11 protein-coding genes are annotated in these 15,195 nt (G+C 61.9%); 5 read left to right on the top strand and 6 right to left on the bottom strand.

Annotated elements, in window-relative coordinates; all coding sequences use genetic code 11:
- Window positions 1-73: 73 nt before the first annotated feature.
- The 4 genes from lon to tig all read right to left on the bottom strand — a co-directional run bounded on the left by lon (window position 74) and on the right by tig (window position 5,904).
- Window positions 74-2,500, bottom strand: a complete 2,427-nt coding sequence (gene lon / locus ACKVEX_RS04270; RefSeq protein WP_473214451.1) for an endopeptidase La — start codon at window positions 2,498-2,500, stop codon at window positions 74-76.
- Between the two features lie 149 nt (window positions 2,501-2,649).
- On the bottom strand, window positions 2,650-3,924 hold the full coding sequence (clpX, locus tag ACKVEX_RS04265) for an ATP-dependent Clp protease ATP-binding subunit ClpX (protein ID WP_473214450.1): 1,275 nt from the start codon (window positions 3,922-3,924) through the stop codon (window positions 2,650-2,652).
- A 19-nt stretch (window positions 3,925-3,943) separates the two neighbouring features.
- Complete coding sequence (gene clpP, locus ACKVEX_RS04260; protein ID WP_473214449.1) at window positions 3,944-4,579, bottom strand: ATP-dependent Clp endopeptidase proteolytic subunit ClpP; 636 nt, start codon at window positions 4,577-4,579, stop codon at window positions 3,944-3,946.
- Window positions 4,580-4,599: 20 nt separating this feature from the next.
- A complete protein-coding gene (tig, locus tag ACKVEX_RS04255) occupies window positions 4,600-5,904 on the bottom strand; it encodes a trigger factor (protein WP_473214448.1) in 1,305 nt (434 codons plus the stop codon).
- Between the two features lie 329 nt (window positions 5,905-6,233).
- Between tig and ACKVEX_RS04250 the strand changes: the two genes are divergently transcribed.
- The 5 genes from ACKVEX_RS04250 to nadC all read left to right on the top strand — a co-directional run bounded on the left by ACKVEX_RS04250 (window position 6,234) and on the right by nadC (window position 13,545).
- The gene (locus tag ACKVEX_RS04250; RefSeq protein ID WP_473214447.1) at window positions 6,234-8,156 is read left to right on the top strand and encodes a PrkA family serine protein kinase; all 1,923 of its coding nucleotides are present in this window, start codon (window positions 6,234-6,236) and stop codon (window positions 8,154-8,156) included.
- 51 nt (window positions 8,157-8,207) lie between these two features.
- Complete coding sequence (locus tag ACKVEX_RS04245) at window positions 8,208-9,473, top strand: YeaH/YhbH family protein (protein ID WP_473214446.1); 1,266 nt, start codon at window positions 8,208-8,210, stop codon at window positions 9,471-9,473.
- Window positions 9,470-11,002: a SpoVR family protein gene (locus ACKVEX_RS04240; RefSeq protein WP_473214445.1), complete on the top strand. Its 1,533-nt coding sequence runs from the start codon at window positions 9,470-9,472 to the stop codon at window positions 11,000-11,002. The genes ACKVEX_RS04245 and ACKVEX_RS04240 overlap by 4 nt, the downstream gene beginning before the upstream one ends.
- A gap of 58 nt (window positions 11,003-11,060) precedes the next feature.
- Window positions 11,061-12,569 carry an NAD(P)H-hydrate dehydratase gene (locus tag ACKVEX_RS04235; protein WP_473214444.1) on the top strand — a complete coding sequence of 503 codons (1,509 nt, stop codon included), beginning with the start codon at window positions 11,061-11,063 and terminating at the stop codon, window positions 12,567-12,569.
- A 127-nt stretch (window positions 12,570-12,696) separates the two neighbouring features.
- Window positions 12,697-13,545, top strand: coding sequence for a carboxylating nicotinate-nucleotide diphosphorylase (nadC, locus tag ACKVEX_RS04230; RefSeq protein WP_473214443.1), 849 nt, complete (start codon window positions 12,697-12,699; stop codon window positions 13,543-13,545).
- Window positions 13,546-13,561: 16 nt separating this feature from the next.
- Here nadC and ACKVEX_RS04225 read toward each other — a convergent pair whose 3' ends face one another.
- Window positions 13,562-13,693, bottom strand: a complete 132-nt coding sequence (locus tag ACKVEX_RS04225; RefSeq protein WP_473214442.1) for a hypothetical protein — start codon at window positions 13,691-13,693, stop codon at window positions 13,562-13,564.
- A gap of 28 nt (window positions 13,694-13,721) precedes the next feature.
- The gene (gene thrC / locus ACKVEX_RS04220; protein ID WP_473214441.1) at window positions 13,722-15,161 is read right to left on the bottom strand and encodes a threonine synthase; all 1,440 of its coding nucleotides are present in this window, start codon (window positions 15,159-15,161) and stop codon (window positions 13,722-13,724) included.
- Window positions 15,162-15,195 lie beyond the last annotated feature (34 nt).

The following is a 15,195-nucleotide window of genomic DNA, read 5'->3' as shown; positions in this document are numbered from 1 at the left end:
TTGAGTGCGAGCCCTCACTGAGCAGCGGCCATGGTGCGCTGCTTGAGCGAGGGCTCGCGCAAAACCCGAGAAGTCAGTGCGCTCGCGGGGCCTTCGCGACAGGCTGATCCGCATCCGGCACCGTTCCGGCAATCTCCGCCGGAACGGTCGCGTCGTCCGCGAGCGGCTTCGGTTCGCGCTCGAGCGCGAACTCTAGCACCTTGTCTATCCAGCGTACCGGGATGATCTCGAGCGCGTTCTTGATGTTCTCCGGCATCTCGGCCAGATCCTTCACGTTCTCCTCGGGAATCAGTGCCCTGGTGATGCCCCCGCGCACCGCGGCGAGCAGTTTTTCCTTCAGGCCGCCGATCGGCAGAACCTCGCCTCGCAGCGTGATCTCGCCGGTCATCGCGACATCGCAGCGAACCGGAATACCGGTCAGCGTCGAGACCAGCGCGGTTGCGATCGCGATACCCGCAGACGGCCCATCCTTGGGAATCGCTCCCTCTGGCAGGTGGATGTGGATGTCGCTCTTCTGGTAGAAGTCGTCGTTGATGCCGAGCGACCGGGCGCGCTTGCGCACCACCGACAGGGCCGCCTGAATCGACTCCTGCATGACTTCACCAAGTTTCCCGGTGGTCACCACCTTGCCCTTGCCTGGCAGGACCACCGATTCGATGGTGAGCAGTTCGCCACCCACCTCGGTCCACGCGAGCCCTGTCACCTGGCCGATCTGGTTTTCCTTCTCGGCCATACCGTACGAGAACTTCTGAACCCCGAGATACTTGTCCAGATTTTTCGCATTGACGGTGATCTCGCTACTGCGCTTCTTCAGCACCAGCGACTTCACGACCTTACGGCAGATCTTCGATATCTCGCGCTCCAGGCTCCGGACACCCGCTTCACGCGTGTAATAGCGGCAGATGTCGCGCAAACCGTCCTCGCTGACCGCGAGCTCATCGACCTTCAGGCCATTGTTTTTCATCTGCTTGGGCAGCAGGTAGCGCTGCGCGATGTTGACCTTCTCGTCCTCGGTGTAACCCGACAGGCGGATGACCTCCATCCGGTCGAGCAGCGCGGCCGGGATGTTCAGCGTGTTCGCGGTCGCGACGAACATCACGTCGGACAGATCGAAATCGACCTCGATGTAGTGATCCTGAAAAGTATGGTTCTGCTCCGGATCGAGCACTTCGAGCAGCGCCGAACTCGGGTCTCCGCGAAAATCCATGCCGAGCTTGTCCACTTCGTCGAGCAGGAACAACGGGTTCTTCACGCCGACCTTGTTCATGTTCTGCAGGATCTTGCCGGGCATCGAACCGATGTAGGTCCGACGGTGGCCGCGTATCTCCGCCTCGTCCCGCACGCCCCCTAGCGCCATGCGCACGAACTTGCGGTTGGTCGCCTTCGCGATCGACTGGCCGAGCGAGGTCTTGCCCACACCGGGAGGGCCGACCAGGCACAGGATCGGAGCCTTGACCTTGTCCACCCGCTGCTGCACGGCCAGATACTCGACGATGCGCTCCTTGACCCGCTCGAGACCATAGTGGTCACGGTCGAGAATCTTTTCCGCGGCTGCGAGATCCTTGCTGACCCGGGACTTCTTCTTCCACGGAAGACCGATCAGGGTTTCGATATAGTTGCGCACGACCGTCGCTTCGGCCGACATCGGGGACATCAACCGCAGCTTCTTGAACTCGGCCTGGGCTTTTGCGAGCGCCTCCTTGGGCATGCCCGCGCCCTTGATCTTGCGGTCCATCTCTTCCAGATCGGCGCCCTCCTCGCCCTCGCCGAGTTCCTTCTGGATGGCCTTGACCTGCTCGTTCAGATAGTACTCGCGCTGGCTCTTCTCCATCTGGCGCTTGACCCGACCACGGATGCGCTTTTCGACCTGCAGGATGTCCAGCTCGGTCTCCATCTGCGAAAGCAGCTTCTCGAGCCGGTCGGCGGTATTGAACATCTCGAGCACTTCCTGCTTCTGCTCGAGCTTCAGAGGCAGATGGGCAGCGATCGTGTCCGCGAGCCGGCCGGCGTCCTCGATGCCGGACAGCGACGCGAGGATCTCCGGCGGGATCTTCTTGTTCAGCTTCACGTACTGGTCGAACTGGCCGATGATCGCGCGGCGCATCGCCTCGACCTCATGGTCGTCCGTGTCGGGCAGCGGCACCGGCGTGACTTTGGCGACGAACAGGCTGGGCGTATCGACGACCGAGTCCAGGCGCGCGCGCTGCACCCCCTCGACAAGCACCTTGATCGTGCCATCGGGCAACTTGAGCATCTGCAAAATGCTTGCGACGCAGCCTATGTCGTACAGATCATCGGAAGAAGGTTCGTCCTTGGCCGCGGACTTCTGCGCGACCAGCAGGATGCTCTTGTCCGCTTCCATCGCGTTCTCGAGGGCCTTGATCGACTTGGGCCGACCCACGAACAACGGAATGACCATATGCGGGAACACGACCACATCTCTCAATGGGAGAAGCGGAAGCTCGAGTTGCTGGCTGGGAAGTTCGGGGGTGCTTGACATGTTGTATTTACCTTGCAGGAACATGTTGAGCCATGTGGGGGCTCAACCGACAAAATCAAGCGTCTGGCGGTCGATACCCGCCATCTGGACACTCTCCGCGGCCCCATCGGAGCGCGGGCGTCGTCCGTGCAGGCCGACGCCCGAAGGGCTCAGTTGGAGCCGGAAACCTTTTGCTGCGGCTGGTCCGAGTAGATCAGCAGCGGTTGCGACCCGTCCTCGATGGTTGCCTCATCGACCACGACCTTCTCGACATTCTCGAGCGCCGGCAAGTCGTACATGATGTCGAGCAGCGCTGCTTCCAGGATCGAGCGCAGTCCGCGCGCGCCGGTCTTGCGTCGGATCGCCTTGCGCGCGACGGCGTGCAGCGCCGCCGGGCGGATCTCGAGTTCGACTCCTTCCATCAGGAACAGCTTCTGGTACTGCTTGACCAGTGCATTCTTGGGTTCCACCAGGATCTGGATCAATGCATTCTCGTCGAGTTCCTGCAGGGTCGCGACCACCGGGAGTCGGCCGACGAACTCGGGAATCAGGCCGAACTTGACCAGATCCTCCGGCTCGACCTGCCGGAAGGATTCGGACGTGCTCTTGCCGCTGCGGCTCTTGACCTCGGCACCGAATCCGATACCGGCCTTCTCGGTACGCTCGCGAATCACCTTTTCCAGACCGTCGAACGCCCCGCCGCAGATGAACAGGATGTTGGTCGTATCGACCTGGATGAAGTCCTGATTCGGATGCTTGCGCCCGCCCTGGGGCGGAATGGATGCGGTGGTGCCCTCGACGAGTTTCAGCAGCGCCTGCTGCACACCCTCACCAGAGACGTCGCGCGTGATCGACGGATTGTCCGACTTGCGCGAGATCTTATCGATCTCGTCGATGTAGACGATGCCGTGCTGCGCCTTGTCGACTTCGTACTCGCACTTCTGCAGCAGCTTCTGGATGATGTTCTCGACATCCTCGCCGACGTAGCCGGCTTCGGTCAGCGTCGTCGCATCGGCCATCACGAACGGGACGTTGAGCAGTCGTGCCAGCGTCTGGGCCAAGAGCGTCTTGCCAGAGCCGGTGGGGCCGATCAGCAGGATGTTGCTCTTGGAGAGCTCGACTTCATCCTTGTCACCGCCCAGATGCCGCAAGCGCTTGTAATGGTTGTACACGGCAACCGAAAGATTGCGCTTGGCCTGACTCTGGCCGATCACATACTGATCGAGAATCTCGCAGATCTCGCGCGGTGTGGGCAGACTGCTCTTCGCGCCTTCGCCGCTTGGGTTGTCCATCATCTCGTCGCGGATGATGTCGTTGCACAGTTCGATGCACTCGTCGCAGATGAAGACCGACGGACCCGCAATGAGCTTGCGGACCTCATGCTGACTCTTTCCACAGAATGAGCAGTAAAGCAGCTTTTCGCTGCCGGTCTTTTTTTCCGTCATGGTCGGTCTCTCTCCAGGGTCAGGTATCTGCGCGCGACGTCAGCACCTTGTCTACAAGGCCATATTCAAGCGCATCGGTTGCGCTCATGAATCTGTCCCGATCGGTATCCTTTTCGATCTGCTCGATCGGCTGGCCGGTGTGTTTCGCAAGCATGCCGTTCAGCCGGTCGCGGATGCTGAGTATCTCACGGGCGTGAATCTCGATATCGGACGCCTGCCCCTGAAAACCGCCCAGCGGCTGGTGGATCATGACCCTTGAGTTGGGCAGGCAGAAACGCTTGCCCTTCTCGCCCGCCGCGAGCAGGAAGGATCCCATGCTGGCAGCCTGCCCGATGCACAGCGTGCTGACATGGGGCTTGATGAACTGCATCGTGTCGTAGATCGCCATACCCGCGGTCACCGATCCCCCGGGCGAGTTGATGTAGAAGTACACATCCTTGTCCGGATTCTCCGACTCCAGGAACAGCAACTGCGCGACGATCAGGTTGGCGGTCACATCATTGACCGGGCCGACGAGGAACACCACCCGCTCTTTCAGGAGCCGTGAATAGATGTCGTAGGCACGCTCGCCACGCCCGCTCTGCTCGACCACCATCGGAACCAGGCCGAGTCCGACCGGGTTCCACTTACTACCGCCTTCAGCTACGTTGCTCATCGAATGGCCCCTCGCCGCCCTCAGGCAGCGTTCCCCATCAGTTCATCGAAGCTGGTTTCGTTGTCGGTCGTGTGAACCTGCGAAACCACCCACTCAACCACGTTGTCCTCAACCACCACCGCCTCCGCCTGGGCGAGCCGCTCAGGCTGCGCATAATACCAACGTACCAGCTCCGACGGGTCCTCGTAGCTCTGAGCCATTTCCTCGACCAGAGTTCTGATCTGCTCCGGCTTGGCAAACAATTCCTTCGCCTTCACCAGCTCGGCCATGATCAGGCCCAGCTTGACGCGACGCTCGGCCTGCGACGTGAACCAGGACGGGTCGACCGGAATGTCCTTTACGTTCATACCGCGCATCTCCATGTCGCGCCTGGCGTTGTCGGCCAACTGACGCGATTCGGCCTCGACCAGCGCCGCCGGAACTTCGATCGGGTGGACCGCGATCAACGCATCCATGACCTGCTCCTTGACCTTGGCCTGGATGCGGCGCTTGACTTCGCGCTCGAGATTGCTCTTGACCTCTTCGCGCAGTTTGCCGACATCGCCGTCGGCCACGCCGAGCGCGCGGGCGAAATCCGCATCCACTGCCGGCAGCTTGGGCGCCTCGACGCCCTTGACCGTGATCTCGAACTGTACCGCCTGACCGGCGAGATTGGCGGCGTGATAATCGTCAGGGAAAGTCATGTCGAAGGTCTTGCTGTCGCCGGCCTTCAGCCCCTGCACGGCCGCCTCGAAATCCTTGAGCATCGAACCCGCGCCCACGACGAACGGAAAATCGTCCGCCTTGCCCCCTTCGAATTCCTCGCCATCCTTGCGCCCGACGAAATCGATCACCACTCGGTCGCCATCATGCACCGGCCGGTCGGTTGCCTCGAAGGTGGTGCGCTGCTTGCGCAGGACCTCGAGCGTCTTGTCGACTTCGGCGTCGCCGACCGCCAGCACCGGACGCTCGATCTTCTGACCGGACAGATCACCCAGTTCGACTTCGGGATACACCTCGAACACCGCGCTGAACGCGAGCATGTCTTCGTTGGCGGCCTCGCTCGGCTCGATGCGCGGACTGCCGGCCACCCGCAGCTTCTGTTCGCGGACCTGCTCCCCGAAACTCTTCTCCACCGCGGCGCCGATCGCCTCCGAGCGCGCCTGCTGTCCATAGGACTGCGCCACGATCTTGAGCGGTACCTTGCCCGGGCGAAAGCCCGGCATCTTGACGGTGCGAGCGAGGCGCTTGAGGCGGGTTTCGACCTCTTTTTCGATGTCGGCCATCGGCACGGACATCTCGATCCGCCGTTCCAGCGCGCTCCGGGTTTCCTGGTTGTTCTGCATCAATTCATCCCTGACAAGTCGAAGTGAAAAGGCACCGGTGCGAATGATCCGAGTGGCCGGATTCGGCTCGGTCGTTCGATGCGGCGCCCCGTATTTTGCGAATAAACGGGCATTCTAGCATACGGGACCAGTCTTCCTTCCAGCAGCAAGACCCGTCCATAATGGACTCATCGAACAGCTTCGGCACGACGAGGAACTCGGCGAGAGTGACCACTCTCTGACTGTCATGCGGTGGAGAGGAATTCGCGACTGCACGACTGCCGATTGCCCTTCCCGCGTGCTTCTTGAGCCGTAGCACCTGGCCAGCAGGCCTGAACAGGAGATCCGGAATGAGCATCTTCAACGCCTATCAGGCGCGTTTCGAGGCGGACAGAGAGGAAGAGTTTTCCATCCAGGAGTATCTGGAACTGTGCAAGACCGATGCTTCGGCCTATGCGACTGCGGCCGAGCGAATGTTGATGGCTATTGGCGAGCCCGAACTGGCTGATACGCGTCTGGACCCGCGTCTGTCGCGGATCTTTTCGAACAAGGTGCTGCGACTCTACCCGGCCTTTCGTGACTTCTACGGCATGGAGGAGGTCATCGAGCACATCGTGTCCTACTTCCGTCACGCCGCCCAGGGGCTGGAGGAAAAGAAACAGATCCTGTACCTGCTCGGACCGGTCGGGGGCGGCAAGAGCTCGCTGGCCGAAAAGCTGAAGACCCTGATCGAAAAAGTGCCCTTCTACGCGATCAAGGGCTCCCCTGTGCATGAATCGCCGCTCGGGCTGTTCGACCCCGACGAGGATGGCCAGTTACTCGAAGACGACTTCGGTGTCCCGCGGCGTTACCTCAACACGATCATGAGCCCATGGGCGGTCAAGCGCCTGAACGAGTTCGGTGGCGACATCACGCGCTTCCGGGTGGTCAAGCTCAGGCCCTCGGTGCTGCGTCAGATTGCGGTCTCCAAGACCGAGCCGGGCGACGAGAACAATCAGGATATTTCGTCCTTGGTCGGCAAGGTCGACATCCGCAAGCTCGAACAGTACTCACAGGACGATCCTGACGCGTACAGCTACTCGGGCGGCCTTTGTCTCGCGAACCGCGGCCTGCTCGAGTTCGTGGAGATGTTCAAGGCGCCTATCAAGGTCCTGCATCCGCTACTGACCGCCACCCAGGAAGGCAACTACAAGGGCACGGAGGGGTTCGGAGCGATTCCGTTCGACGGCATCGTGATGGCGCACTCCAACGAGTCCGAGTGGGTCGCGTTCAAGAACAACAAGAACAACGAGGCCTTTCTCGACCGGATCTACACGGTCAAGGTGCCCTACTGCCTGCGCGTGTCGGACGAAATCCGCATCTACGACAAGTTGCTCGCGGACAGCTCGCTGTCCGAGTCGCCATGCGCGCCCGACACGCTGAAGATGATGGCCCAGTTCGCAGTGCTGTCGCGACTGAAGGAGCCCGAAAACTCCAGCATCTTCTCCAAGATGCGCATCTACGACGGGGAGAACCTGAAGGACACCGACCCCAAGGCGAAGAGTCTGCAGGAATACCGCGACTACGCTGGCGTCGATGAGGGCATGACCGGGCTTTCGACCCGCTTCGCGTTCAAGGCGCTGTCCAAGGTGTTCAACTTCGACCACCGTGAGGTCGCGGCCAATCCGGTGCACCTCATGTACGTGCTCGAGCAGCAGATCGAGCGAGAGCAGTTTCCGCCTGAGACCGAAGCGCGTTACCTCGGCTATATCAAGGAATATCTCGCGCCGCGGTACGCCGAGTTCATCGGCAAGGAGATCCAGACTGCGTATCTTGAGAGTTACTCGGAGTACGGTCAGAACATCTTCGACCGCTATGTCACCTATGCCGACTTCTGGATCCAGGACCAGGAGTTCCGTGACCCGAACACCGGTGAGATTCTCGATCGCTCCTCGCTGAACGACGAACTCGAGAAGATCGAGAAACCGGCCGGGATCAGCAACCCGAAGGACTTCCGCAACGAGGTGGTCAATTTCGTGTTGCGCGCCCGGGCCAAGCACGATGGCAAGAATCCGAGCTGGACCAGCTACGAAAAACTGCGTGGCGTGATCGAGAAGAAAATGTTCTCGAACACCGAGGACCTGCTGCCGGTCATCAGCTTCAACGCCAAAGCCAGCATAGACGAACAGAAGAAGCACCAGGACTTCGTCGACCGCATGATCGACAAAGGCTATACGGAGAAGCAGGTGCGCCTGCTGTGCGAGTGGTATCTGCGGGTCAGGAAGTCCTCCTGACTGCATCGCAGACTGCCGACCTTAACGATGCACCTGGCCTTGAGGCACTCAATGGTCCGAATCGTCGACCGGCGCTTTGACAGCAAGAAGAAGAGTGCGGTCAATCGCCAGCGCTTTCTGCGTCGATTCAAAAAACAGATCCGGCGCGCGGTGAACGACGCGATCAACGATCGCTCGATTCGGGACCTCGACAACGGCGAGGACGTGTCGATCCCGGCGCGCGACCTCGGTGAGCCGCATTTTCAGCATGGTTCGGGCGGAATCTGGGAGCAGATCTTTTCGGGCAACGACCAGTTCATGAGCGGCGACACCATCAAGCGCCCGTCCGGAGGCAGCGGCGGCGGAGGTGGTGGACGGGCCAGCAACGAGGGTGAGGGCGAGGACGACTTCGTCTTCCACCTGTCGCGCGAGGAGTTTCTCGACATCTTCTTCGATGACCTGGCGCTTCCGAATCTGGTGCGCACGCAGCTCGCGCGGGTGACCGACTTCAAGAGCCAGCGCGCCGGTTTCTCCTCCGACGGCTCCCCCGCCAACATCAACATCGTGCGCTCGCTGCGCGGCGCGCTGGGGCGACGCCTGGCCCTCGGTGCGCCATTCCACGGGCGATTGCGTGAGCTGCAACGCGAACTGGAGCAGTTGATCGAAGCGCACGGCGAGGACCACGCGGACGTGATCGCGCTGCACGAGGAGATCGCCCGCCTCAAGCTCAAGATCGATGCGATCCCGTTCATCGACAGCTTCGACCTGCGCTACAACAACCGCATCCGCGTGCCCAAACCGACCACGCAGGCGGTGATGTTCTGCGTGATGGACGTGTCCGGGTCGATGGACGAGCAGAAGAAGGCGACCGCCAAGCGTTTCTTCATGCTGCTCTACCTGTTCCTGACCCGCAGCTACGAGCACATCGACGTCGTCTTCATCCGTCATCACACGATGGCGAAGGAGGTCGACGAGGACGAGTTCTTTCATTCGCGCGAGTCGGGCGGCACCGTCGTGTCGAGCGCGCTGAACCTGATGCATGACATCATTGCCGATCGCTACGCTGGCGGTAGCTGGAACATCTACGGCGCGCAGGCCTCGGACGGCGACAACTGGGACAACGATTCACCGATCTGCCGTGAGTTGCTCGCGACCCGCGTACTGCCGTGGTGCCAGTACTTCGCCTACATCGAGATCACGCCGGGCGAACCGCAGAACCTGTGGCGCGAGTACGAGAAGCTGATCGACAGCCACGCAAATTTCGCGATGCAGAATATCGAGGAACCGGCGCAGATCTATCCGGTGTTTCGCGAACTGTTCAAGAAGAGCCTCGCATGAGCCGACCCGCGCTGAAGCCACAGCCCCTGCCCGACACGTCCGAATGGACCTTCGAGGCGATCGAACGCTACCACACCGAGATCGCGAGGGTCGCGTCCGACTTCGGACTGGACACCTACCCGGTGCAGATCGAACTGATCACATCCGAGCAGATGATGGATGCCTACGCGTCGGTCGGCATGCCGGTCAATTATCACCACTGGTCCTTCGGCAAGCATTTCCTGGCTACCGAGAAGGGCTACAAGCGCGGTCAGATGGGCCTGGCCTACGAAATCGTCATCAACTCCAATCCATGCCTCGCCTATCTGATGGAGGAGAACACGCTGACGATGCAGGCCCTGGTCATCGCGCACGCAGCTTACGGGCACAACAGCTTCTTCAAGGGCAACTACCTGTTCCGCACCTGGACCAATGCGGACGCGATCATCGACTACCTGCTGTTCGCGAGAAACTTCATCACTCAGTGCGAGGAGCGACATGGTGAAGAGGAAGTCGAACTGTTGCTCGACTCCTGCCATGCGCTGATGAATCTTGGCGTGGATCGATATCGGCGTCCGCAGAAACTGTCACTCGCGAAGGAAAAGATGCGCCAGCAGGAACGCGAGGAATACCTGCAGAGCCAGGTGAACGAATTGTGGCGCACGCTGCCCAGTCTGGACGCGCGAGAAGAGCGCCTGCCGCAGCGCCGCTTCCCGCCCGAGCCTGAAGAGAACCTGCTCTACTTCGTCGAGAAGCACGCACCCCTGCTCGAACCCTGGCAGCGGGAGGTCGTGCGCATCGTCCGCAAGATCTCGCAGTACTTCTTTCCACAACGCCAGACCCAGGTCATGAACGAAGGCTGGGCGACCTTCTGGCATTACACCATCCTGAATCGTCTGTATGACGAGGGCCTGCTCGGGGAGAGCTTCATGCTCGAGTTCCTGCAGTCGCACACCAATGTGGTGTATCAACCCGCCTACAACGAGCGCTGGTACAACGGCATCAATCCCTATGCGCTCGGCTTTGCGATGTGGCGCGACATCAAGCGGATCTGCGAGGCGCCGACCGAAGAGGACAAGCACTGGTTTCCGGACATCGCCGGCAGCAATTGGCAGGACACCTTCGATTTTGCGATGCGCAGCTTCAAGGACGAGAGCTTCGTGGCCCAGTTTCTGTCGCCGACGGTCATTCGCGATTTCAAACTGTTCTCGGTGCTCGACGACGATCGGGAGGACAAGCTCAGGGTGTCCGCCATCCATGACGATGCGGGCTACCGTCGAATTCGCGAGATTCTGTCCGATCAGTACAACCTGGGTAGCCGGGAACCGAACATTCAGGTCTGGAACGTCGACCTTCGCGGCGACCGGTCGATCACGCTTCGCCACCAGCCCTACAAGCAACGCCCGCTGGCCGACTCGGCCGATGAGGTCATGAAACATTTCGCTCGTCTCTGGGGCTTCACGGTGCGACTCGAGACCGTCGACGACAAGGGCGAAGTCGAGTTGCTGCAGGAGACCCGTATCGAGAAGCGCCGAGGCAACGACCACTGATTCGACCAGGTCCGCAGCGGACAAGTACAATTGTGGTTCTTTCCTTCCGGGAGTCTCCATGTTTGCATCTCTCCAGCCGATCTACACGGTCGCCGGCATACGCGCGATCGAGAAGGCGGTCATCCCGGATGCCAACCCGCCCTTGATGGAGCGCGCCGGACGCGCGGCTGCCGAGGAAGCCTTTCGCCTCACGATGGACAGGACCGGTCCGGTGCTGATCGTGTGCGGACCCGGCAACAACGGCGGGGATGGATTCGTGATGGCACGCAGACTGCAGCAGGCCAAGCGGGAAGTCGTCGTGGTGTTCGACGGCAACCCCGATGCCCTGCCCGTCGAGGCCGCGGGCGCCCTTCAGGCCTGGCTCGATATCGGCGGGAAGATCGGTGACACGCTCCCGCCGTCGCCCGCGGACGGCTGGGCCTTGGTCGCGGACGCCTTGTTCGGTATCGGTCTGCAACGCCCGATCACCGGGCGCTATGCCGAGTGGATCAACACGCTGAACGAACTCGATGTTCCGAGAATGGCGATCGACGTCCCAAGCGGGCTGAATGCCGACACCGGGAGTCTGCTGGGTACCGCATTCAAGGCGACCCACACGCTGACCTTCATTGCGCTCAAACCAGGACTGTTGACGCTGGACGGACCCGATCATGTCGGACACCTGATCGTGCGCCCGCTGGATATCGACGTGCCGGAAGAGCACGCCGCCCATGGCCATCGCATCCACCCTGCGCTGTTCAGAGGCCATCTGCACCCGAGACTCTACAATACCCACAAGGGCAGTTTCGGCGAGGTCGGCATCATCGGCGGCGCGCACGGCATGAACGGTGCAGCGCTGCTGTCCGGCCGCGCAGCGCTCAAGCTCGGCGCGGGTCGGGTATATGTCAGCCTGGTCGATCGCGAGGCGCCGTCCGTGGACCCATTTCAACCCGAGTTGATGCTGCGCCGACCCGAGCACGTGCTCACACAGGCCAAGGTGCTGGCGATCGGGCCCGGGCTGGGTTGCGACGACGAGGCGGACTCATTGCTGAGCGCAGCACTCGAATCCGACAATCCGCTCGTGATTGACGCCGATGCACTGAATCTGCTGGCGGCCAACCCCGATCACATGGCTCGCTGCGTTCACCGCACCGCCCAGACGCTACTCACTCCGCATCCGGGTGAAGCCGGGCGTCTGCTTGGCTGCGGCACGTCCGGTGTCCAGCACGACCGCGTCTCGGCCGCGCTGCAGTTGGCCACTCGATTCGACGCGCTGGTGGTGTTGAAGGGCTGCGGCAGCGTCATTGCGTTTCCCGACGGCTGCTGGTTCATCAACAGCAGCGGCCATCCCGGTATGGCCTCACCCGGCATGGGCGATGTGCTGACCGGCTTGCTGGCGAGCCTGCTCGCACAGCACTGGCCGGCGGAGGCCGCGATGCTCGCGGCGGTGCACCTGCATGGCGCGGCCGGGGACCGACTCGCGCGCGAGGGCATCGGCCCGGTCGGGCTGACCGCAGGCGAGGTTCTGGAAACGGCACGCGGCGTGCTCAACGGCTGGATCGTGGAGGCCGGGAACGCCCGACGATGACCTGGCACGCCGCCGAAACCCGTCGGCCCAGGACGGCCGGTCCGCACCCGTCCACGACAGAACGCCAGGATGCGACCCGCCCGCCAGTGATAGAATTTACACATCTTCCCGGCGTAAATACCACCCCATGACATTCACCGAACAGCTCCGGATCGAGATCCAGCGTAACGTTGCCGCATCGCTTGCGGAGGACGTGGGTACCGGTGACCTGACCGCACAGCTCATTCTGGCCAAGACCGATGCGCGGGGACGGGTCATCACCCGCGAACCGGCCATCGTGTGCGGCACGGCCTGGTTCGACGCGACCTTTGCGGCGCTCGACCCGACCGCGACCGTGCTGTGGCATGTCTGCGACGGTGAAGAAGTCGAACCAGGGCAGGCGCTTTGCGATGTCGTAGCCGGCGCGCGCGAGTTGCTGACCGCGGAGCGGACTGCACTGAACTTCCTGCAGTTGCTGTCGGGCACCGCCACGGTGACGCGCCGGTTCGTGAAGGCGGTCGAAGGAACGTCGGCCTCGATCGTCGACACCCGCAAGACGCTCCCGGGCTTGCGTCTGGCACAGAAATACGCGGTCGCCACCGGGGGCGGCATTAATCATCGCATCGGTCTGTACGACGGCATCCTGATCAAGGAGAACCACATCATCGCCGCAGGCGGCATCGCCGCGGTCATGCGCAGGGCTCGCGAGATCGCGCCGTCACATGCGTTCATCGAAGTCGAGGTCGAATTTCTCGATCAGCTCGAGCAAGCGCTCGAGGCCGGAGCCGGCATGATCCTGCTCGACAACATGGATCTGGAAACCATGCGCGAAGCGGTCCGCATCAATGACGGGCGGGCCCAACTCGAAGCATCGGGCGGCGTCAATCTCGAGCAGGTACGCGAAATCGCCGAAACCGGCGTCGACCGGATCTCGATCGGCACGCTGACAAAGGACGTGCGCGCGCTGGATCTGTCGCTGCGTCACATCGAGGAGTAGCCAGCGCTTTCGGCGCCTACTTCCGGGACCGCCTGTCCGCCTCCTCGTCGAAGCGCCTGATTGCGCCCGCATAACCGCGCATACCCAGCACCGCGATGACCAGCGCGATGACCACGAGCACTGCGACCTTGAAGATCACGCCGACCATGCCGCCTCGACTCCCACGTTCGACGAGTTCATGACTGGACCACACGTTCGGCGATGAAGCGCTTGACCGCGTTCGCGTCCGGCGGCATGACCTCAACCCGTTGCGGCAGCGATTCGATGCCGATCAGCGCCTGCGGGCGCTCCGGTTCGCGGCCCAGCGCCTCGCGGATAGTCTCGGCAAACTTGACCGGCAGCGCGGTCTCGAGCACGACGATCGGCATGCCGATGTCGCTGTGCTCGAGGGCGACCTTGACTCCGTCTGCGGTGTGCGTGTCGATCATGACCCCATAATCGGCAAACACGCGCCGGATCGTGGCTAGACGGTCGGCGTGGGTGCTGCTGCCGGACAAAAAACCGAACGTGGGCAGCCGCTCGAGGTAGGACGTTTCGTTCAGGTCGAACGCGCCGCCCGCGTCCACTTCCTTCCACAATGCCGCGACCACCGCCGTGTCGCGCCCGACCAGGTCGAACACGAAGCGCTCGAAGTTCGACGCCCGGGAGATGTCCATCGACGGGCTGGACGTGACCTGCGTCTCGGCGGCGCGGCGCGGACGGTAGATGCCGGTGCGGAAGAACTCGTCGAGCACGTCGTTCTCGTTGGTCGCCAGAATCAGCCGCCCGACCGGCAACCCCATCTGCCGTGCGATATGCCCTGCGCAGATATTGCCGAAATTGCCCGACGGCACACAGAACGCAATCTCCTCGTCACTGGATTCGGTCGCGCCGAAGTAACCCTTGAAGTAATAGACGATCTGCGCTGCCACCCGCGCCCAGTTGATCGAATTGACCGCACCGATGCGATATCGGGACTTGAACTCGGCATCGTTGGAGACCGCCTTCACGATGTCCTGCGCGTCGTCGAACATCCCGGTGACCGCGATGTTGAAGATGTTGTCGTCCTGCAGCGAATACATCTGGGCGCGCTGGAACGCACTCATCCTGCCGTGCGGGGACAGCATGAACACGCGCACGCCATGCTTGCCTCGCATCGCGTACTCGGCCGCCGAACCGGTGTCACCCGACGTCGCGCCGAGGATGTTGATCTCCTGTCCGCGCCTGGCCAGCACGTACTCGAACAGGTTTCCGAGCAACTGCATCGCCATGTCCTTGAATGCGAGCGTAGGCCCGTTGGAAAGTTCGAGCAGCGCCAGCCTGCCCGGTGCCAGCCAGCGGACCGGTGTGATGTCGGCCACATCGTCGCCCGGCCGTGTGAAACGATACACGTCGGCGGTATAGGTCTTGTCGCACAGCGCCTTCAGGTCTTCGGCCGGGATGTCGGTGATGAACTTCGACAGGATCTCGAAGGCGAGTCCGGCATAGGACAGCGTACGCCAGCGATCGAGTTCTTCGCGCGTGATTCGAGGGTAGGATTCCGGCAGATAAAGGCCGCCGTCCGGCGCCAGCCCGCCCAGCAGGATGTCACAGAACTCGGCCTTGGCGGCATGACCGCGGGTGGAGAGATACTTCACGGAGAATCCTCGCAATGCATCGATGGCGGAAAGA

Origin of the sequence: Denitraticella aggregata, assembly GCF_048158365.1 — a bacterium.
In the GTDB taxonomy this organism is placed as follows: Bacteria; Pseudomonadota; Gammaproteobacteria; order Burkholderiales; family Rhodocyclaceae; genus Azoarcus_F.
Note: the sequence above shows the minus strand (reverse complement) of the source record. Positions and strands in the feature narration are given on the sequence as shown.